General features: G+C 67.7%; 10 protein-coding genes. 6 read left to right on the top strand and 4 right to left on the bottom strand.

From position 1 onward, the window contains the following. Window positions 1-80 precede the first annotated feature (80 nt). Window positions 81-1,025 (bottom strand): LysR family transcriptional regulator, encoded by a 945-nt coding sequence (locus TK49_RS21780; RefSeq protein ID WP_045219982.1) that lies wholly within the window; start codon window positions 1,023-1,025, stop codon window positions 81-83. Between the two features lie 304 nt (window positions 1,026-1,329). Between TK49_RS21780 and TK49_RS21775 the strand changes: the two genes are divergently transcribed. From TK49_RS21775 to TK49_RS21760, 4 genes are all read left to right on the top strand, one after another. Continuing rightward, entirely contained in the window at window positions 1,330-2,421 is a 1,092-nt protein-coding gene (locus TK49_RS21775; protein ID WP_045219980.1) for an alpha/beta hydrolase, read from the top strand. A 115-nt stretch (window positions 2,422-2,536) separates the two neighbouring features. After that, window positions 2,537-3,847 (top strand): efflux RND transporter periplasmic adaptor subunit, encoded by a 1,311-nt coding sequence (locus tag TK49_RS21770; RefSeq protein ID WP_045219978.1) that lies wholly within the window; start codon window positions 2,537-2,539, stop codon window positions 3,845-3,847. 28 nt (window positions 3,848-3,875) lie between these two features. Then, window positions 3,876-7,082 carry an efflux RND transporter permease subunit gene (locus TK49_RS21765; RefSeq protein ID WP_045219976.1) on the top strand — a complete coding sequence of 1,069 codons (3,207 nt, stop codon included), beginning with the start codon at window positions 3,876-3,878 and terminating at the stop codon, window positions 7,080-7,082. A 13-nt stretch (window positions 7,083-7,095) separates the two neighbouring features. Further along, complete coding sequence (locus tag TK49_RS21760) at window positions 7,096-8,640, top strand: efflux transporter outer membrane subunit (RefSeq protein ID WP_045219974.1); 1,545 nt, start codon at window positions 7,096-7,098, stop codon at window positions 8,638-8,640. A gap of 196 nt (window positions 8,641-8,836) precedes the next feature. On the opposite strand, the gene TK49_RS21755 is transcribed toward TK49_RS21760, so the two are convergent. Together TK49_RS21755 and TK49_RS21750 are read right to left on the bottom strand one after the other, a co-directional pair. Continuing rightward, the gene (locus TK49_RS21755; RefSeq protein ID WP_045219972.1) at window positions 8,837-10,150 is read right to left on the bottom strand and encodes an MFS transporter; all 1,314 of its coding nucleotides are present in this window, start codon (window positions 10,148-10,150) and stop codon (window positions 8,837-8,839) included. Window positions 10,151-10,297: 147 nt separating this feature from the next. Beyond that, window positions 10,298-11,125: a putative hydro-lyase gene (locus TK49_RS21750; RefSeq protein WP_394372242.1), complete on the bottom strand. Its 828-nt coding sequence runs from the start codon at window positions 11,123-11,125 to the stop codon at window positions 10,298-10,300. 209 nt (window positions 11,126-11,334) lie between these two features. On the opposite strand from TK49_RS21750, the gene TK49_RS21745 reads away from it, so the two are divergent. Next, window positions 11,335-12,261: a glutaminase gene (locus TK49_RS21745; protein ID WP_045219969.1), complete on the top strand. Its 927-nt coding sequence runs from the start codon at window positions 11,335-11,337 to the stop codon at window positions 12,259-12,261. 19 nt (window positions 12,262-12,280) lie between these two features. Here the strand turns inward: TK49_RS21745 and TK49_RS21740 are convergent, their stop codons facing one another. Then, window positions 12,281-13,225, bottom strand: coding sequence for a LysR family transcriptional regulator (locus TK49_RS21740; RefSeq protein WP_045219967.1), 945 nt, complete (start codon window positions 13,223-13,225; stop codon window positions 12,281-12,283). A 262-nt stretch (window positions 13,226-13,487) separates the two neighbouring features. Here TK49_RS21740 and TK49_RS21735 point away from each other — a divergent pair, with 262 nt between their 5' ends. Then, complete coding sequence (locus TK49_RS21735; protein ID WP_045219965.1) at window positions 13,488-21,206, top strand: glutamate cyclase domain-containing protein; 7,719 nt, start codon at window positions 13,488-13,490, stop codon at window positions 21,204-21,206. The last annotated feature ends 29 nt before the right edge of the window (window positions 21,207-21,235 follow it).

Here is a 21,235-nt window from a genome sequence, read left to right as displayed (position 1 = left end):
CCACATCGACCGAAATGAAAACGGCGTGACACTCCGTGCGTCACGCCGTCTACACCGCAGCAGCGGTCGCACACCGACCGTCAGGCGGCGCTGGCAATGTGCAGCCGCGGGTTTTCCTTCAGTTGCAGGCACGGATGATCCGCAAACAGCGTCGCCACCCAGTCCACGAACACGCGCACCTTGGGCGACAGATGCCGGTTGTGCGGATACACCACTGACACCGGCACCGGCTCCGACACGTAGTCGGGCAGCACCTCCACCAGCGCGCCTGACATGAGGTGTTCGTACACGAGGAAGCGCGCGGTCTGCAGCAGGCCGAGGCCGTGCAGCGCGCACGCCGCCGCCGATTCGCCATCGTTGACGGACACGATGCCGCGCACCTTGTGGATCTGCTTCTGGCCGTCGATGACGAAGTCCCAGTCCATGCGGCGGCCATTGCGGGCCGAGAAGTAATTCACCGCGATGTGGTCCTGCAGGTCTTCGAGCGTCTTCGGCGTGCCGTAGCGCGCGAGGTATTCGGGCGACGCGCAATTGACCATCGACAACTGGCCGATGCGCCGCGCGACGAGGCTCGAATCCTGCAGCTCGCCGCCACGCACGGCGCAGTCCACGCCTTCCTGCACGAGGTCGACCGTGCGGTCGCTCATGCCGATCTCGAGCTGAAGATCGGGGTACGCCTCGTGGAAATCGCGGATGCGCGGCACAAGCAACCGTTTGCCAATCGACGCAGGAACATCGATGCGCAGCGTGCCGCGCGCACCCGCCGCGCTTTGCGAGAACGCGGCCTCGGTTTCTTCCAGGTCGCCGAGCAGCCGCACGCAGCGCTCGTAGTAGGCAGCGCCGTCGGCCGTGACGTTGACGCGGCGGGTGGTCCGGTGCAGCAGGCGCACACCGAGGTGCGCCTCCAGGCTTTGCACCAGGTTCGTCACCGTGGCGCGGGGTAACTGAAGGCTGTCGGCAGCCTTGGTGAAACTGCTGGCCTCCACGACGCGCGTGAAGACCTGCATGGCCTGCAATCGATCCATCTGCGGCTCCTGAAGGTCGGACTCCACGGGCCGTGCGCACTGCCGGAATCCGAACGGCAATGCGCAAGGCAGTGAAATCTCAAGGGGATACCCGGGTGGCGCGATCGGCGGACGGAGGCATTTCCGCAGCGCAACAAGATCGGCCTCAAGCAATGACACTTTGTAGCACAACCGTCAATTTTGATTGTTCGGCTGTGACTAATAGTGATGTCCGATTATAGGCATTTATCCGCGTTCGTCTAATCACCATCATTCAGCCCATCGATATCAGGGTGATCCGCAAAGGTAAGCCCCGCCTGACATCATGGGTTCTTCTCCACCGCGCCTGGTTGTTTCTGAATACTCGCCCGATCGGGATGCGGGTTCGGTTGCTGTTCGTCCGGCGCAATCGTACTCGCGCTCCGACGTTACAAAGGTTGCAGTGAATAACCATTTGCGCAGCGCAACATCTCCGCTGCCTGAGCAAGCATGTCACGCCGACGGGGCCGCCGACACCGCCGCCCTCCCGCGCGACGTGCACGCCGAGGACTACTGGACGCAGGGCTACGCCGGCCGCATCCGCCTGCGCGTGTATCGCCCGGAAATGCGCCCGGACGAGGCGGCCGCGCCACTGCGCCATGCCGCCGTGCTGTATCTGCACGGCGGCGGCTTCGTGCGCGGCACGATCGACGATGCCGATGCGCCGGCCCGCCACCTCGCCGCCACGCTGCCCGCCGTCGTGGTCACGGTGGGCTACTCGCTGGCGCCGGCCGCGCCCTTCCCGGCCGCGCCGGAAGACGTCTACGCCGCGCTGTGCTGCATGGCCGAGCATGCCGCCGCCTGGGGCATCGACCGCCGCCGCATGGCGGTAGCCGGGCACGACGCGGGCGGCAATCTGTCGGCCGCGCTGGCCATGATTGCGCGCGACCGCGGCGGCCCGCACCTGCGCGCACAAGTGCTGATCGCGCCCATGCTCGACCCGACCATGGCGCGCGTGCGCCCCGACCGCCTGGCCGACGCCGACAACTCGGCCGAAGTTTGCGCGGAGTGCTATCGCCAGTACCTGCCGCGCCCTACCGAGCGCGTGCATCCGTACGCCGCGCCGGTGGAATCGCGCCGCCTGCAGGGCCTGCCGCCCGCGCTGCTGCTGACCGCGCCGCAGGACCTGCTGCGCACCGAAGCCGAGCGCTATGCCGCGTGCCTCATCGAAGCCGGGGTCGTCACGCAGGTCGTGCGTGTGAACGATGCGTGCCATGACTCGATCGCCATGAGCGCGGTCGCGCAGGACGAGATCACGTGTTTCCTGCGCTGGCACCTCGGCATGACACGGCAGCCCGCCGGTCGCGCCAGGCGCCGCGCACGTGCGGACCGCAAGGACCGCACGCCCCCTGGCCCCACCGAGGAGACGCCTGGCTGACCCCACACAACAAGAAACGGAGTGCGAGGCCGCGCGCGTGTTTCTACGCTGCGGCCCACGCGCTTTTCCTGAGTCTGTTCTCTTTGCCTATCCCAACGAAATCGAGAGAGTCATCATGAGCCTGTCCAAACGCACCATCGCCATTTCGGTTGCAGCAGTGCTCGGCGCTGCCGCCGTGGGCACATACGGCCTGGTTTCCAATGCCGGTGCCTCGCAGCAACCTGCCGCCGCCCCCGCCGCCACGCCGGTGGATGTCGCGCCCGTCCTCGCCAAGAACGTGGCCGAGTGGGATGAATTTTCGGGCCGCATCGAAGCGGTTGAACGCGTGGAAGTCCGCCCTCTGGTGAGCGGCACCGTCACGGCCGTGCACTTCAAGGACGGCAGCATCGTCAAGAAGGGCGACCCGCTGTTCACCATCGACCCGCGCCCGTATGCGGCGGAAGTGGCCCGCACGCAAGCGGCGCTGACGGCCGCCAAGTCGCGGGTGGCCTACACCACGTCGGAACTCGAACGCGCGCAGAAGCTCGTGGCCGACAACGCCATCGCCCGGCGCGAGTTCGAAGAGAAGGAAAACGCCGCCCGCGAGGCGCAGGCCAACCTGCAAGGCGCCGCTGCCGCACTGGAAGCGGCCAAGCTCAACCTCGAGTACACGCGCATCGTGGCGCCCGTGTCGGGCCGCGTGTCGCGCGCGGAAATCACGGTGGGCAACGTGGTGTCCGCCGGCGGTGCCGCGCCGGTGCTCACGACGCTGGTGTCGGTCTCGCCGATGTACGTGGCGTTCGATGCCGACGAGCAGAGCTACCTGCGTTACTCGGCCCAAGCCGCCAAGGGCACCAAGACGCCGGTCTACATCGGCCTGGCCAATGAAGACGGCTATACGCGCGAGGGCTTCATCCAGTCCGTCGACAATCGCCTGGACGTGCGCTCAGGCACGATCCGCGTGCGCGCCACGCTCGACAACGCCGACGGCCGCCTCACGCCGGGCCTGTACGCCCGCGTGCGCATGAGCACCGGCGCGCCGCACGACGCCATCCTCATCAGCGACAAGGCCATCGGGACGGACCAGGACAAGAAGTTCGTGCTGGTCGTGGATGCCGCCAACAAGACGAGCTACCGCGCGGTCACGCTCGGTGCCTCGGTCGACGGCCTGCGCGTCGTGAAGTCGGGCCTGAAGGCGGGCGAGCGCATCGTCGTCAACGGCATCCAGCGTGTGCGGCCGGGCGACGCCGTGGCCCCCAACGTGGTGACCATGGACAGCCTCGTCACGAAGCGCGTGGTGCTGCCCGGCGCACAACCGGAAGCCCCCGCCACGCCCGCAGAAGCCAAAGCCGATACCCCTGCTGCCCCCGCCGCGAAGGCCGAATCCAAGCCTGCCGGCGCCAAGACCGCAGCCAACGCACAACGCCTTCCGGCCGACCGCGCCTGATCGCGACTGAAACGCATCGCTGACAGCCATGAACTTCTCCAAATTTTTCGTGGACCGCCCGATTTTTGCGGGCGTGCTTTCCACGCTGATCCTGCTGATCGGGATCATCTCGATCTGGCGATTGCCGATCTCGGAGTATCCCGAGGTCGTGCCGCCTTCGGTGGTGGTGCGCGCGCAGTTCCCGGGCGCCAACCCGAAGGTGATTGCCGAGACCGTCGCCTCGCCGCTCGAAGAACAGATCAACGGCGTCGAAAACATGCTGTACATGCAGTCGCAGGCCAACAGCGACGGCAACATGACCACGACGGTCACCTTCAAGCTGGGCACCGACCCCGACAAGGCGCAGCAGCTCGTGCAGAACCGCGTGTCGCAGGCGCTGCCGCGTCTGCCCGACGTGGTGCAGCGCCTGGGCGTGACGACCATCAAGAGCAGCCCCGACCTGACGATGGTGGTGCACTTGCTGTCGCCCAACGACCGCTACGACATGACATACCTGCGCAACTACGCGGTGCTGAACGTCAAGGACCGCCTTGCACGGATCAGCGGCGTGGGCCAGGTGCAGCTGTTCGGCTCGGGTGACTACTCGATGCGCGTGTGGCTCGACCCGAACAAGGTGGCCGAGCGTGGCCTGACGGCCAATGAAGTCGTCAAGGCCATCCGCGACCAGAACGTGCAGGTGGCGGCAGGCGTGATCGGCGGCTCACCGTCGGTGCCGGGTACGGACCTGCAACTGTCCGTCAACGCACAGGGCCGCCTGAAGACCGAGCAGGAGTTCGGCGACATCATCCTCAAGAGTTCGCCCAACGGCGCCGTCACTTACCTGCGTGACGTGGCCCGCATCGAGCTGGCCGCGTCGGAATACGGCCTGCGCTCGCTGCTGGACAACAAGCAGGCGGTGGCCATTCCGATCTTCCAGGCGCCGGGTTCCAACGCGCTGCAGATTTCGGATGACGTGCGCAAGACGATGGCGGAACTGAAGGAAGACTTTCCCGAAGGCGTCGACTACCGCATCGTCTATGACCCGACGCAGTTCGTCCGCTCCAGTATCGAAGCCGTCACGCACACGCTGCTGGAAGCGGTGGCGCTTGTGGTGCTCGTGGTGATCCTGTTCCTGCAGACGTGGCGTGCGTCGATCATTCCGCTGCTGGCGGTGCCGGTGTCGATCATCGGCACGTTCGGCCTGATGCTGATGTTCGGCTTCTCGATCAACGCGCTGTCGCTGTTCGGGCTGGTGCTGGCGATCGGGATCGTGGTGGACGATGCCATCGTGGTGGTGGAAAACGTCGAGCGGAACATCGCCGAAGGCTTATCGCCACGCGAGGCCACGTACAAGGCCATGCGCGAAGTGAGCGGCCCGATCATCGCCATTGCCCTGACGCTGATTGCCGTGTTCGTGCCGCTGGCCTTCATGACGGGCCTGACCGGTCAGTTCTACAAGCAGTTCGCGCTGACGATCTCCATCTCGACCGTCATCTCGGCCTTCAACTCGCTCACGCTGTCGCCGGCGCTGGCCGCCCTGCTGCTCAAGAGCCACGACGCACCGAAGGATTGGCTGGCGCGCGTGATGGACAAGGGCCTGGGCTGGATCTTCCGTCCGTTCAATCGGGTGTTTGGCGCCGCATCGGAGTCGTATGGCCGCAGCACATCGCGCGTGATCGGCCGCAAGGCGCTGATGCTGGGCATCTACCTGGCGCTCATCGGTGCGACCGCGCTGCTGTTCAACAAGGTGCCCGGCGGCTTCGTGCCGATGCAGGACAAGCAATACCTCGTGAGCTTCGCGCAACTGCCGGACGGTGCCTCGCTTGACCGCACGGAAGACGTGATCCGCCGCATGTCCGACATCGCCCTCAAGCACCCGGGCGTGGAAAGCGCTGTGGCGTTCCCGGGCCTGTCCATCAACGGCTTCACCAACAGCCCGAGCGCCGGCATCGTGTTCGTCACGCTCAAGCCGTTTGACCAGCGCAAGAGCGCCGACCTGTCCGGCGGTGCGATTGCGGGCCAGCTGAACAAGCAATACGGCGCCATCAAGGATGCGTTCATCGCCGTGTTCCCGCCGCCGCCGGTGCAGGGCCTCGGCACGGTGGGCGGCTTCAAGATGCAGATCGAAGACCGGGGTTCGGTCGGCTACGAACAGCTCTTTGCCGCCACGCAAGCCTTCATGGCGAAGGCACGCCAGACGCCTGAGCTGGGCCCGTCGTTCTCGAGCTACCAGATCAACGTGCCGCAGCTGAATGCCGATCTGGACCGCGTGAAGGCCAAGCAGCTGGGCGTGCCGGTCACGGACGTGTTCGACACCATGCAGGTGTATCTGGGCTCGCTGTACGTGAACGACTTCAACCGCTTCGGCCGGACGTACCAGGTGAAGGTGCAGGCAGACGCGCCGTTCCGCGCCCATGCAGAAGACATCCTGCAGCTGAAGACGCGCAACAGCGCCGGCGACATGGTGCCGCTGTCATCGCTGCTGCGCGTGTCGCAAGGCTTCGGGCCGGACATGGTCGTGCGCTACAACGGCTACACCGCTGCCGACATCAACGGCGGCCCGGCCCCCGGCTTCTCGTCGGGCCAGGCGCAGGCGGCTGTGGAGCGCATCGCGCATGAAACGCTGCCCAAGGGCGTGCGCTTCGAGTGGACGGACCTGACGTATCAGCAGATCCTGGCGGGCAACTCGGCGGTGTGGATCTTCCCGATCTGCGTGCTGCTGGTGTTCCTGGTGCTGGCCGCACAGTACGAAAGCCTGACGCTGCCGCTGGCCGTGATCCTGATCGTGCCGATGAGCCTGTTCGCCGCCATGCTGGGTGTGTGGATCTCGCGCGGCGACAACAACATCTTCACGCAGATCGGCCTGGTGGTGCTGGTGGGGCTGGCGTGCAAGAACGCCATCCTGATCGTCGAGTTTGCGCGCGAGCTCGAGCTGCAGGGACGCTCCATCGTGGAGGCCGCCATCGAGGCTTGCCGCCTGCGTCTGCGCCCGATCCTGATGACGTCGATCGCTTTCATCATGGGCGTGGTGCCCCTGGTGGTGTCGACCGGCGCCGGCGCGGAAATGCGTCATGCCATGGGCGTGGCCGTGTTCGCCGGGATGCTCGGTGTGACGCTGTTCGGCCTGTTCCTCACGCCGGTGTTCTACGTGGTGCTGCGTACGCTGGCCTCGCGCCGCGGCGAGCGCTCCGAGAATGCACCGGACCGCGATCTGGACCTCGATGGCGCGCTGCCGGTGCCGTCGAGCCAACACTAATGACAACATCGCTATGAACGCGCTCAAACAACACACCGGTCCGGCGCGGCCGGGCCGCTGGACTCCGCTGGCGCTGGCCGCCGCGCTGTTCCTCGCGGCCTGCTCGCTGGCACCGAACTACGAGAAGCCGGACGTGGGCACGCCCACGGCCTTCAAGGAAGCGGCCGAATCTTCCAAACTGGCCGCCGACGCACCGCTGGCCGCCGGCGAACAAGGCAAATGGAAGACCGCTGAACCGTCGATGCCGGCCGACGGCGCGTGGTGGAAGATCTTCAACGACCCGACGCTCGACAAGCTCGAAGCGCAGGCCGCTGAAGCGAGCCCCACGCTGGCCGCCGCGGCCGCGCGCGTCACGCAGGCGCGCGCCTTCGTGCAGGCCAATCGCGCATCGCTGTTCCCGGAACTCGATGCGGGCTTTGGCCCCACGCGCCAGCGCCCTTCGGCCGCGTCGGCGGGCCTGCCGGTCGGTGCGCCCGTGCAGCCGCAAACGTACTGGCGCGCGCAGGCCACGGTGGCGTATGAAGCCGATCTCTTCGGCCGCGTACGCAACAGCATCGATGCCGCCGGCGCCGATGCCGAACGCGTGGAAGCGCTGTACCGCGCCGCGCGCCTGTCGCTGCAGGCCGACGTTGCACAGACGTACTTCAGCCTGCGCACGCTCGATGCCGAAGAAGCGCTGCTCGCACGCACCGTCGTCGGCCGCGAAGAGGCGCTCAGGCTCGTGCAGCGCCGCTTCAACACCGGCGACATCGGCGAGCTGGACGTTGCGCGCGCCGACGCCGAGCTGGCCACCGCGCGCTCCGACCGCATTGGCGTGCAGCGCCGCCGCGCCGTGCTGGAGCACGCGCTCGCCACGCTGCTCGGCAAGGCCCCCGCCGACTTCAGCATGGACGCGCAACCGCTGACCGCGCTGGACGTGCGCGTGCCGGCCGGCCTGCCCTCCGCCCTGCTGGAGCGCCGCCCGGACGTGGCCGCCGCCGAGCGTTCCATGGCGGCCGCCAATGCGCGCATCGGCGTGGCACGCGCGGCGTTCTTCCCGCAGCTGCAGCTCACGGGCGGCTTCGGTTATGAGTCGCACGACATCGGTGACCTGCTCAAATGGGGCAGCCGCACGTGGATTCTCGGCCCGCTGGTCGGCACTGCGCTGTCGCTGCCGATCTTTGACGGCGGCGCCCGCAGCGCTGGCGTGAAGCAGGCGCGCGCCGCGTATGAAGAGAACGTTGCGAACTACCGCGAAAGCGTGCTGGTCGCCTTCCGCGAGGTGGAAGACAACCTGTCAGACCTGCGCCTTCTGGCCGATCAGTCCAAGGCCCAGAGCGATGCGGTGCGCGCCTCCTCGCGCGCGGCACAGCTCTCGCGCACGCGCTACAACGCGGGGTCGGTCAACTACCTGGACGTGATCGATGCGGAGCGCAACATGCTCTCGGCCGAGCGCATCGGCGTGCAGCTGGCCGGTGCCCGCGTCAATGCCACGGTCGGCCTCATCAAGGCGCTGGGCGGCGGCTGGGGCGATCTGCCCGCGCAACAGGCCCAGCCGGCAACGGTGGCCCAGCAGTAAGACGTTGCTCCTCTCTCGGGAAAGCGAGATTACGCGCGGCTTCGGCCGCGTTTTTTTTTGGCGCTTTGTTCGTGGGCGGTGGCGCTCCATCCTCCTCGTCGAAGCCGGATGCCGCACGGACTCTCCGTTCCGGGCATGAAAAAAGCGCGGCGCCTTCCGGACGCCGCGCACCGTGCACTTGGGGGAAGCACAAGGATTAAATCGCCTCCAGCTCGCGGCCGCGCGTTTCCGGCAGCGTGAGCGCCGCCAGGATCAGCAGGCCATACGCGCCCGCGGCAAAGATGCCGATGGCGTGCCCGAGCGACGAATGCGCGCTCACCTGCCCGATCAGGAACGGAAAACTCGCGCCCACGGCCCGGCCCACGTTGTAGCAGAAGCCCTGGCCCGAGCCGCGCACCGAGGTCGGAAACAGCTCGGTCAGGAACGCGCCCATGCCCGCAAAGATGCCGGAGGCAAAGAAGCCCAGTGGCAGACCGAGCACCAGCATCAGGCTGTCGGTCACGTCCAGCTGCGTGTACACGAGCGCCACCACCATCGACCCGGCGGCAAACAGGATGAAATTGCGCTTGCGGCCCAGGCGGTCCGTCAGCACGGCGCTGGTCAGGTAGCCGATGTACGAGCCGATGATGACCACCGCCAGGTAGCCGCCGGTGCCCAGCACCGTCAGGTGGCGCTCGGTCTTCAGGAAGGTGGGCAGCCACGTGGTGATCGCGTAGTAGCCACCTTGCGCGCCGGTCGTCAGCACAGCGGCCCGCAACGTCGTGCTCAGCAGGCGCGGCGAGAAGATCGCAAAGAAGCTCGAGCCCACGCCGCCGGTCTGCTGAGACTTCGCCTCCTGATACACCTGCGGCTCCTTCACCAGCCGGCGCAGGAAGAACACGAACACCGCCGGCACGATGCCCACCAGGAACAGCGCGCGCCATGCTGTCTCGGGCGGCATCACGCTGAAGAGCCACGCGTACAGCAGCGCCGATGCACCCCAGCCCAGGGCCCACCCGGCCTGCACCATGCCCACGGCCTTGCCGCGGTCCTGCGCGCGGATGGCCTCGCCGATCAGCACGGCGCCGGCCGTCCACTCGCCGCCAAAGCCGAAGCCCATCAGCGTGCGGGCAATCAGCAGCTGCCCGTAGTTCTGCGCGAGGCCGCACAGGAACGTGAAGACGGCAAACCACAGGATCGTGATCTGCAGCGCGCGCACGCGGCCGATGCGGTCCGACAGGATGCCCGCCACCCAGCCGCCCGCCGCCGATGCCAGCAGCGTGCACGTGCCGATCAACCCCGCATCGGCCTTGGAGAGCCCCCACACGCCGATCAGCGTGGGGATGACGAAGCTCAGGATCTGCGTGTCCATGGCGTCGAGCGCGTAGCCGACCTTGCAGCTCCAGAACGTGCGCCGCTCCTGCGGCGAGATCTCCCGGTACCAGCGGAACAGGCCGCCCGGATTCGCGGCGGATGGGGCTGTGGTGTCCGCCTCGGTGGGCGCTCGCGCAACCGATGCTTCGGTCGTCATGGTGCTTCCTCCTTTTTCACTGTTGCTGTCTCGTGCTTCTCTTTGTTTGTGATAGGCCAACGCCTCTGCGTGCGCCAGCGGGAACCCCGACCCGTCCGCCCCTGCTTCTCTCCGTCCTGAAGGCCTGCGATGCGGCAGCGAACCCGATCAGACCAGCGCCGCGGTGCGCAGGTCGGTGATCAGCATGTGCCCCGGCGCGTGGGTGATGCACAGCTCCGGCCGTGCCTGCTGCACCACGGCCTGGGGCGTGACGCCGCAGGCCCAGAACACCGGCACTTCGCCTGGCTGCACGGGCACGGCATCGCCCCAGTCTGGCTGCGCGAGGTCCGCAATGCCGATGGCGGCCGGCTCCCCAAAGTGCACCGGTGCGCCGTGCGCACGCGGCATGCGCGAGGTGATCTCGATGGCGCGGATGGCATCGGGCACCGACATCGGCCGCATTGACACAACCAGCTTGCCCGCAAGGCGCGACGTCCCGGCCGTGTCGATCGACGTGCGGTACATCGCCACGTTGCGCGCCATGGCGATATGGCGCAGCGGCACGCCGGCCTCCATCAGCGCGTGCTCGAACGAGAACGAACAGCCGATGGCGAAGGCGACCATGTCGTCCGTCCACAGCGCTTCCACGTCGAGCGGTTCGTCGGCGAGCTCGCCATGGCGGTACACGCGGTAGCGCGGCACATCGCGGCGCACGTCCACGTCCTGGCCCAGGTGGCGGAACACGGGCACACCGGGCTCCGTCACGTCCAGCAGCGGACATGGCTTCGGGTTCAGCTGGCAGAAACGCAGGAACTCGTTGGCCCAGGTGTCGCGCAGCATCACGATATTGGCCTGCACATGACCATCGCACAGACCGCTGGTGTGACCGCGCAGCACGCCGGAGCGGGCCGCCAGCCGCGCCGAGTACGGGTTCGCGTAAGACACGCTGGCCGCCGTGCGGGCAGGTGCGGAAATCGGCGCCGGTTGCTCCGGCATTCTTTTTGCCTGGGCTGACTCCACTGCCATGTTCATACAAAGCTCGTCCACAAGATTGTTCGTGCGGCAAATTGTGAAAGCGCGATGAAACCGGGTCCAACGAAAGTTTCGGATGGCAGGCGATAGAAAAAGCTGATTGCCGCGGCCACGACCCACGCCACACCTGCGCGTGTAGAATCCTCCGCCCCAACCGTTGCCCCCAGCCTCCGATGCGTCACCAAGCGGACTACCAAGCGATCCTGGACACCATCCACCGCGACATCCAGCCGTGGCTCGGCCGGGGCCGCGTCGCCGACTACATCCCCGAGCTGGCCAAGGCCAGCGCGTCGGATTTCGGCATGGCCATCGTCACGCTGCAGGGCGAGGTTCATCGCGTGGGCAAGGCCGATGTGCCGTTCTCGATCCAGAGCATCTCGAAGCTGTTTGCCTGCACGCTGGCCTTCCAGCTGGAGGGCGAATCGCTGTGGCAGCGCGTGGGCCGCGAGCCTTCCGGCAATGCCTTCAACTCGCTCGTGCAGCTCGAATATGAAAACGGCATTCCGCGCAATCCGTTCATCAACGCCGGCGCGCTCGTCGTGACCGACGTGCTGTGCCGGCGCTTCGTGCAGGCCGAGACCGCGCTGGTGCAGTTCATGCGGCGGCTGGTCGGTAACCCGGGCATCGATTACGCGCCGCGCGTGGCCGAATCGGAGCTGGCCCATGCCGACCGCAACCGCGCCATGGCGCACTTCATGAAGAGCTTCGGCAACCTGCACATGCCGGTGGAGACCGTGATCGATGCCTACTGCCGCCAGTGCGCCATCGAGATGAACTGCACCGACCTGGCGCGCGCCGTGCTGTTCCTGGCAAACGCCGGCGTGGTGCCCTGGAGCGGCGAGCGCATCGTCGATGCCAGCCCCGCCAAGCGCCTGTCCGCGCTGATGCTGACCTGCGGCACCTATGATGCCGCCGGCGACTTCGTCTACCGCGTCGGCCTGCCCGCCAAGAGCGGCGTGGGCGGCGGCATCGTGGCCGTGCTGCCGGGGGAGTTCGGCGTGTGCGTGTGGTCGCCGGGGCTCGATGTCAGCGGCAACTCGCTGGCCGGCCTGCAGGCGCTGGAATGGCTGACCACGCTGTCCGGCCGGTCGATCTTCTGACGCGGGCGCCGCGCCACGTTCAGGCGGCCTCGGTGCTGCGCTCGAGGTCTTCGGCAATCGCGTAACGCGGCCCCACCGAGAGGCAGAACTCCCGCGCCATCGTGCGCGCCAGGCCGACGATGGCCTCGTGCACCTCCAGCCCCGCACCCACGCGCCACGACGCGATGACGGGCAGCGCCGGCAAGGCCGGGTCCACTTCGAGCACCGTCAGCGCACCGCTTTCGATGCGGTCGCGCACCAGCACGGTCGGCAGCGCCCCCACGCCAAAGCCGTCGCCCACCAGCCGCGTCATGGCGGCCACCGAGTTGACGCAGTTCACGCGCAGCGATTCCACGCCGTTCAGGTGCAGCAGGTTCAGCATGTCCTGGTGCGGCCGCGAATTGCGCACGAAGGTGATGAGCCGCTCGTGCGCCAGTTCGGCAAGGCTCGCGTACGGATGCGCCAGCCGCGAGCTGGTGGCCACCACCCAGTGGATTGGGTACTGCGCCAGCTGCACGTTGCGCACGCTCTCGGCGCGCAGCAGGTCGGTCTGGAAGGCGATGTCGAGCGCGCCCTTCTGCAACTGCTCGACCAGGTGCATCGCGCTGTCGGCCACCAGTTCAATTTCGAGCGCGGGAAACATCTCGGCCGTGCGCGCGATCAGCGGCGAGAGCCACGTGTGGATGACGCTGTCCATGGCCCCCACCCGTACGCGGCCCTCAAAGCCGGGACGCTGCGCCACGGCGGCCTGCAGCTGATGCAGCGTGCTGACCATGCGGTCGGCATATTCGAGCACCTTGTGGCCATCGGGCGTGAGCTGCACGCCCCGCGTGTCGCGGTCGAACAGGCGCACGCCCAGTTCCTCTTCCAGCGCGGCAATGCGCGCCGAGATGGACGCCTGCGTGGTGAACAGCTTGTCGGCCGTGAGACGGAAGCTGCGCAATCGCGCGACCCAGACGAAGGTTTCCAGAAACCGTAGGTTCATGCCCTGCCCCTCATGCTGTTGTGTGCGGCCCTTCTACCGCCTTGCGCGTACGGGGCTGGCCCACCCCGCCGCCGTCATTCTTACCAAGCCCCGTGCCGGCGGCCACGGCGTCTCGTAGTTTCTACAACGCACTGCATCACACGCCGCCGCCGCACTACGTGTTTTGCCAATAGCTGCGTTGCCGACCGGCGTCCAGAATGCCCCTATCACCGGGTTGCTTTCAATCAGGCACACCCCGCATGGGGCGCCGCTGGAGAACACCATGCCCGCCATCGACGAGATCAACGGCCGCATCGTCTACTACCGGCCGCCGCCCCCGAAGCCCCAGCCCACGCCAGAACAGCAGCAGGCCGCCGCCAGCGCCAGGACCAAGACCGACACGGCCATCCAGAACGCCAACGGCGCGGTCAACAACTACATCAAGAACGGCGACGATTCGGACGCCGCAAAGGCAAAGCTCGACCGGCCGCTGTCCGATGTCATCACCTCGGTGCAGAACGAACTGCGCCTGCAGGCGGACCAGGCGGCGCCCGGCAACGAAAAGCAGGCCGTGGAAGATGCCGCTGCCGCCATCAAGAAGCGGGACCCAGACGCCAAATGGCTCGACAAGATCGTCGACGACGCCAAGGAAGCGGTGGAGAAGCAAGACCCGAGCCAGCGCGCGACGTCCGAAGCACGCGACGGCGTGCTCGATGCCCAGGACAACTTGCACCAGGCGCAGAGCGTCAAGGTCACCAGCCGCATCGCCGCGGAAGACAAGGGCGACTCCGTCAGCGCCGCGCAGGCAGATCTGGAGAAGGCCATACAGACGTTCAAGACGGCCATCGGCAACGAGCTTGCCGGCTACGAGACATTCGGCTCTGGCGACAACCTGAAGGCGGCCGACAGCGCGGTCGACGCATTGGCCAAGGCGCACCCCGACTGGGACGACGGCAGCATTGCGTTTGCCAGGAACATCGCCACGGGTGACGCGATCCGCTACCAGATCCAGCACATCGACCCGAACGACCCGACGCTGTCGGCGCAGGACAAGGCGCTTGCCACGAACGACCCCGTGCAGTTTGCGTGCGTGCAGCTTGCCCGGCCGTACGGCAAGGAGAAGAACGCCGAACAGGTCTTCGAGCAGATCGGGGCGGCCAGCTACGACGTGCGCGTGGCCTACACCAAGGATCAGGTCACGCAGCACATGAAGAACGGCGACGCCGAGGGCGCGCTGAAGATCCTTGCCACCAACATGAACGACGTATCGGTTTCCAGCGCCGATACCGAAGCGCGCGACCACCTGTTCCAGGTAGCCGGCGAGCCATTCTTTGGTGCCCACAGCGACTACTTCGACAGGCAGATCACCAACCTCACGCAGGTCTACAAATACGACCCGAGCGACCCCGACAGCGGCAGGAAGATGGCCGACAGCACCGTCAAGTACGACGCCGTCGGCAAATGGATGAAGGACCTCGCCAAGGTGGCACCGCCTGAGGTGGCGAGCAACCTGCTGTCCACCGTTCAGGACCGTTTCAACGACAACGGCCACTGGTTCCAGAGCAACTCGGGCGATACGTCCGGCTTGATCGCTCATGGGTCGGATTTCTACGGCGGGCTGAGCCTCGCAGCCGCCGTGGCCGACGCGCCGCGCTTTGCCAGCGACCAGCCGAGCACCGACCACGCGCAGCAGGTCGCCAACTGGCTGACCACCAACGCCGACGCCAAGTCGTTCCTCTACAGCATGCAGACCTCCGGCTCGGGAGGCACCATGCCGTCGTGGACGCCCGTGCAGAACGCCGTGGGCGAAGGCAACGGCGGCACGCTCACGAACGCGCTGATCCAGCAGCACGGCAAGGACCTGCCCAACGCCGACATGCTGCAGCGGGCCTTCGAGCGCGGCAACGAGAAGGTCCGGCAGCGGCAGGCGGAAGCGGACTACAACACGTTCCAGGCAGACCAGGACGCGGGCTTGAAGACCCTCTTCGGCCAGATGTCGAAGGCGACCTTCGGCAAGGACACACCGCTCTACAACGACAAGAGCCAGACGTTCACCGGCCCCGACGCCGACACGCAGCTCAAGAACTACATCGGCGGCGCGCTGATGATCCAGGCCGACAACGCCGGCGCGCAAGGCAGCGGCGCCACCGGCACGGCGTGGTTCACCAGCGGCAACAGCACGAAGATCATCAACGAGGTCAGCGACGCGATCCACAAGTACGGCGGCGACAACCCGACCGTCAAGGCCATTCCGATCGCCTATGTGGACAAGAGCGCGGGCGTCATGCCCACGGCACTGTTCGAGGTGAAGGGCACCGACGGCAAGACGCACTACATCGACGACCGCGGCTGGGAGTACAAGGACCTCGACGAATACCGGCGCAACAACGCGCTGTCCGACGGCGGCACGATCTACGTGCCGAAGAACCTGGCGGGCAGCGTCACGGCCGGCCCCACCGGGGTTCCGGACGTCGACCATTTCAGTGCGCACATCACCACCACGGGCCAGAAGATCCGGCACGTGGTCGACATCGTGGCCGGCGTGGCCACGGCGGTGGGCGGGGTCATCCTCTCGGTCGGTTCGGGCGGCACGCTGTCGTTCGTGGGCGGTGCGATGGTGGCGGTCGGCACGGGCTGGATGGTGGGGGAATCGATCGACCACCTGAACACACTGGCCGATCACGGCCGGTCGTGGTCGCCGACGAACCCCGAGGCGTTCAACGACTGGCTGGCGATCGTCACGTCTGCGGCGGGCGAATACAGCCTCGCCGGCAAGGGCCTCTCGGCGGTGTCCGAAGCGGCGGCCGCCTCGAGGATGTTCAGGCTCACCCGCACCGCATCGGACGTCGTCGCGGGGATGGCCGGCGTGGTCATGACCGGCGCGCAGGTCAGGGATCTCCTGATGTACGGCGACCGCATGTCGGGCGAGCAGAAGGCCGAGGCGATCATGTTCCTCGGTCTCGGCCTCGGCCAGATCGGTGCGACGCGCATGCTCCAACGCATGGGCCTCTCGCAAGGCACCGAGCGCACCGGCCTGCTCAATGCACTCAAGAACAACGCCGACCGCTACAAGACCACGGAGATGCCGGCGGAGCCGACCACGATGGCCGCCAACGACCCCGCCAGCGCCGGACGGCCCAAGGGCGATCCGACCAACGAGCCGGTCGTCACGCAGACCGGCGGCCAGCACACCGAGCCCGAAGGCGGCACGACCGGCAACGACGGCAAGACCGCCGAGGCCGGCACCGACCCCGCGGCCCCCCCCAAGGGCAAGACCGGACCGGTGGCCGATTCCACGACGGACAAGACCGGCAGCGAAGCCGATCCGCCGGGCACCGGCCCCGCGCGCCCATCGCGTCCGCTGCCCGGTGCGCTCGATGATCTTGCCAACCCGGAGGTCACGCTCACGGGCTTCACCGACACCCAGAAGGCGCTGGATGCGGACCAGCAGAACGCATTGGCGCGGCATGCCAACCTGCTGCTCGACGCCGAGAACTACCGCACCAGCGGCAGCACCGTCGGCCGCCACCCGCGCGGCATCGGCGTGCGGCGCCTGGCGGCCGCGCTGGCAAAGATGAGCGACGAGCAGCGCCGGCTCATCCTCGACAAGGCCGAGTTCGCGCGCGACACCGCCAACATCAAGGACCCGGTGCGCATGAGCTGGCGCCAGCGCATGCAGCTCTATCGCGGCAAGTCGTCGGTGTTCGGGCGGACGGCCGATCGCATCATGTCGCCGGTCGACCGCATCCAGGCCATCTTCGTCGATCGCGGCATCCGCAATTTCTTCGTCAAGGGCGGCACGGAAGACGCGGCGGCGGCGCTGGTCGGCGTCAAGCGCATCCTGATGGTGACCGGCTTCACGGTCGGGCGCGACGCTGAAACGGGCCGCTTGCTGCCGGAAACCGACGGCCCCGTCGGCGCCGCAGAAAAAGCCGCGACGCTGGCGCGCGCCGGCTACGACATCACCATCGCCACCGACTCGGCCAGCATGCCGGTGCTGCAGGCCGTGCTGGACACGTACGAAGGCGGCAACCTCGTCAAGCTCGAGCTGTTCGACGCCAGGCGTGGCCAGCCCGCGCGCGATGCGGCCAACGCGCTGCTCGACCGCGTGCAGCCGGAGGCGGTGGTCGCCATCGAACTGCCCGCGCGCAATGCCGACGGCGACTACCTGAACATGCGCGGCGTCTCGGTGGCCGACGTGAACGCGCCAAAAGACGAGATCGTGCTGGCCGCCAACGAACGCGACGGCATCATCACGGTGGGCGTTGGCGACGGCGGCAACGAAGCCGGCATGGGCAGCCTGCGCAGCAAGATCCCGGCCGTCGCACTGGCCGACGGCAGCCAGGTCGATTTCGCGTCGACGGTGCCGGTGGATTTTCCCGTCACGGCGTGGAACTCCAACTTCGGCGCGCAGGCCATTCTCGCCAACATGCTGCGCCAGATGGGCCGCATGGACCTGATGCCCAAGCCCGAGCAGCTGCACGCGGCCATCAAGGCCTCGGTGGAGGCTGGCGCGGTGGACGGCGTGAGCCGCAAGGGCGAAGCCAGCGTGGACGGCTTCCCGTCGCAGGTACACCAGGGCATGCTCGTGCTGCTGACCGAGGCGATGAACCACATGCCCAAGGGCAAGACGTTCGATCAGGCAACGGCCACCGAGCCCTTCACGTTGGCCGCGTTCGACTCCAGCAACGGCGGCCTGATCGCGGCCAGGAACATGCTGGCGACCATCAAGGCGCAGACCGGCGAAGACCTGCGCGTGGCCATCGTCGTGGACCACGCCAACGCCCCCTACGGACCCAAGGGGCCGGACACACTGGTCCGCCTGGTCGGCAATGGCCTGCAGACCGCGCGGCGCCTGAAGGCGGCGATGGTCGCCATGGCGTGCAACACCGCCTGCACGGCGTTCCCGAAGGCGCTGGAGAACATCGACGTGCCGGTCATCGATCTGATCGATATCACCTCGCGCGCGATCGTGCAGCACGGCGGCGACCGCCCTGCCGTCATCGCCACCGCCGGCACCGTCAAGAGCGGCGCCTACCAGAACACGGTGGCCGAGCTCACCGATGGCGCCATCCGCCCGCAGGCCGTGGCCGCCCACAAGTTCGCGGATTTCGTCAACGCCCTCAAGCACAAGAGTGACGACCCGGCCGTGAAGACCGAGCTGCAATCCGCCTCCGACGCCTATGTGGCCGAGCTGGACCCGAACACAACGTCGCTCTGGCTGTGCTGCACCCACTACCCGGCCATGAAGGATTTCCTGGTGCGCTCGCTGGAAAAGCGTGGCATGGACATCCCCGTCGTCGACCCGATGAAGTACCAGGCGGAGGCCGTCCTCAAGGCCATCGACGCGCGCGAATGGAAGGTGCCCAGCGCCGCGTACGCCACCGACCCTTACGTGGTGACCTCGGGCAAGACCAAGGCCGTGAGCGAATCGGCACGCAACCTGATGGAACTGCCCGACGTGCCCGTGCAGCGGGTGCGCCGCTTCGGTCCCGGCAAGACGCTCGACGACGTGATTCCGCCGAACCGGCGCATCGAGCCCAGCCCCATCAGCAATGCCGTGATGGCGATGTTCGACCCCGACATGGCCCGCATCGAGAACCCGCTCGGCATCGACAACGCCGCGGGCGCGCTGCAGAACAGCAACCGCATCCTCGTCCTGGCCGGCTCGCGCAATGCGCACGGCGCCGTGGACACCGACGGCCTGGCCGGTGCGGCGCTCTTCGGCCACGACATGCGGGCGGCCGGCAAGGAGATCGTCTACGTGGTGCCGCATGAAGCGGTGCCCGCGCTCGATGCCGCCCTGCGGGCGCGCGGCGCGGCCGTCAACGACTACAGCATCATCCCGTTCGATGCCGCGCCCGGCGAAGCGGCACGCAACTTCGCGCATGACCTGCTCGGCGCCGAATCGCCGGACGCGATCGTCTCGATCAACGTGCACGGCCGCAATGCCGAGGGCCGCTACATCGACCAGAACGGCGTCGACGTCACCGACCAGACCGTGCCGCTCGATGAAGTGGCCGTGGCGGGCTGGAAGGCCGACGGCGTGGTGACGATCGGCGTGGGCTCGCGCGGGCACGAGGCCGGCATGGGCAACACGCGCCGCACGGCGCCGCGCGTGACGCTGCCCGACGGCACAGTGGTCGACCCGCGCTCGGTGGTGCCGGCCGCCCACCTGGTGACGGCATCGACGTCCAACTGGGGCGCGCACGGCCTGGCAGCATCCGCCCTGAAAGCGGCCGGCCGCACCGATCTGCTGACCACGCACCAGCAGCACATGGACGTGCTGCAAGCCACGGTCGACGCCGGTGCCATCGATGGCGCAACGGGCCGCGCGCAGGCGACCGTTGGCGGGCAGGACCGCAGCGCATACGAGACCGTCGTCCGCATGATCAACCTGGCCGCGGGCCAAAAGCTCGAGCCGCCTGCCGCGAGCGCCACCGGCCCGCAGGGCCCGGAAGGTCCGCAGCCCGGCAACCCTGCGTCGAACACGCCGCCCACGAGCGGCAAGACGGGCGAGCCGACCACGTCGGCCGCAAAGCCCGCCGGCGCAGGAGACGACGGCAGCGGCACGCCACCGAAGGCGCCGGACGGCACCGCCGGCAGCGACGAGCCCAAGCGCAAGCCGTGGATACGCTGGATCTTCGCGGGCTCGCTCACGGGCGCGTTCTCGACGGCCGCGACGTCAGCCACGCTCACGTCCGCGCACATTCCTTCCGCGGCGTTCGACCCGGCCGTCACCAGCCCGCTGTCGTTCATCTATCGCGGCGGCATTGCCGCGCTGCGCGCCAACAAGGCACGTGCGATCAACGAACAGCTCGGCAAGCTGGGCACGGAGGACTCCGCTGCGGCCCTGGCATGGCTCAAGACCAACGTGCGCGGCCAGGCCGGACGCTGGGGCATCTCAAAGGCCGACCGCGCGGCGATCGGGGAAGCGATCGACCATTTCCAGTCGAATCCGGATGCGCTCACCGCCGCCCTCGCGCGCAAGGACGACCCAGCAGCGCAGAAGAGCGACCCGGACGTGCGGCGCCTGCAAGCGCTGCTGGGCGCGCCCGGCAAGCTGCTGTCGCCCAAGAGCTTCACGGGCCGCGCGAACGACACGCTGCAATTGCTCACGCTCGCGCTCAACAACGGCAATACTGCGTACTGGTTTGCCACGCACGGCGCGCATTTCAATACGCCGGCCTTCTGGAGCAACGCGCTGTTCCTGACGGCCAACCTGGCGCTGTCCAGCCGCAACTTTGCGGGGCGGCTCGGCGCCACGTTCAACGACAAGGCCACCATGGGCAGCCCATGGCTGAACCGCGCGCAGGCGTTCACGATGTCGCTGTACACGGTCGGCTCGGTGCCGCTGGCGATGAACGATGCGCTCATGCACACCAACAGCCCCGCCATGGGCGCCACCAAGGCCGCGCTGGATCTCGCATTCGGCGCCGGCGCGCTGCGGCTGGCGGGCGACCTGATGCCGAAGGTCGGCAAGCGCCTGCCGAGCAGTGCGATGGTGCCCGGCGGCGTGCTGCTGGGTGTGGCTGCCGTCACGCGCTTCGGCATCGAGTTCTTCGTACCAAACCAGACGCCCGCGCCCGCGGTGTCGCAAGTGCAGGGCAATGGCAAGGGCAAGGGCAATGACAACCAGCAGGATCAGGGCATGCCGCCTGTCGCCACGCTTGCGTTTCCGGACATGCAGGGGGTCAGCGGCGAAGTGCTGCGTGCCGACGCCACGCAGGCGCTGCGGTCCGTGGGCACCGCTACGTCGCCGCAATACGCGATCGTCGGCCCCGGCGACACGCTCTGGCGCCTGAGCGCCGCCGATGCGGCCAGGCTGCTCGGCACGAAGGCTCCCCCTTCGGACGAGCGCACGGTCGCCGCACTCGACAAGCTGCATGCACTGAACCACCAGTTCGACTGGGCCGCGCTGGACGGCGATCCGCAGACGCCGGGCGCGACAGCGCAAGACCCGGACCTCGTCGTGCCGGGCGACATCGTGCGGATCGGTTAGCGGACGCGCAGGCCGGCATACGCCGACCG

The sequence above is a fragment of the Ralstonia mannitolilytica genome (assembly GCF_000954135.1).
Lineage (GTDB): Bacteria > Pseudomonadota > Gammaproteobacteria > Burkholderiales > Burkholderiaceae > Ralstonia > Ralstonia mannitolilytica.
This window is presented reverse-complemented; position numbering and strand designations above follow the sequence as displayed.

Excerpts from the sequence above, each read along its gene's own strand:
- TK49_RS21775 (WP_045219980.1), top strand. The coding sequence starts at position 1,330 with ATGGGTTCTTCTCCACCGCGCCTGGTTGTTTCTGAATACTCGCCCGAT.
- TK49_RS21745 (WP_045219969.1), top strand. The coding sequence starts at position 11,335 with ATGCGTCACCAAGCGGACTACCAAGCGATCCTGGACACCATCCACCGC.
- TK49_RS21755 (WP_045219972.1), bottom strand. The coding sequence starts at position 10,150 with ATGACGACCGAAGCATCGGTTGCGCGAGCGCCCACCGAGGCGGACACC.
- TK49_RS21765 (WP_045219976.1), top strand. The coding sequence starts at position 3,876 with ATGAACTTCTCCAAATTTTTCGTGGACCGCCCGATTTTTGCGGGCGTG.
- TK49_RS21760 (WP_045219974.1), top strand. The coding sequence starts at position 7,096 with ATGAACGCGCTCAAACAACACACCGGTCCGGCGCGGCCGGGCCGCTGG.
- TK49_RS21735 (WP_045219965.1), top strand. The coding sequence starts at position 13,488 with ATGCCCGCCATCGACGAGATCAACGGCCGCATCGTCTACTACCGGCCG.
- TK49_RS21780 (WP_045219982.1), bottom strand. The coding sequence starts at position 1,025 with ATGGATCGATTGCAGGCCATGCAGGTCTTCACGCGCGTCGTGGAGGCC.
- TK49_RS21750 (WP_394372242.1), bottom strand. The coding sequence starts at position 11,125 with ATGCCGGAGCAACCGGCGCCGATTTCCGCACCTGCCCGCACGGCGGCC.
- TK49_RS21770 (WP_045219978.1), top strand. The coding sequence starts at position 2,537 with ATGAGCCTGTCCAAACGCACCATCGCCATTTCGGTTGCAGCAGTGCTC.
- TK49_RS21740 (WP_045219967.1), bottom strand. The coding sequence starts at position 13,225 with ATGAACCTACGGTTTCTGGAAACCTTCGTCTGGGTCGCGCGATTGCGC.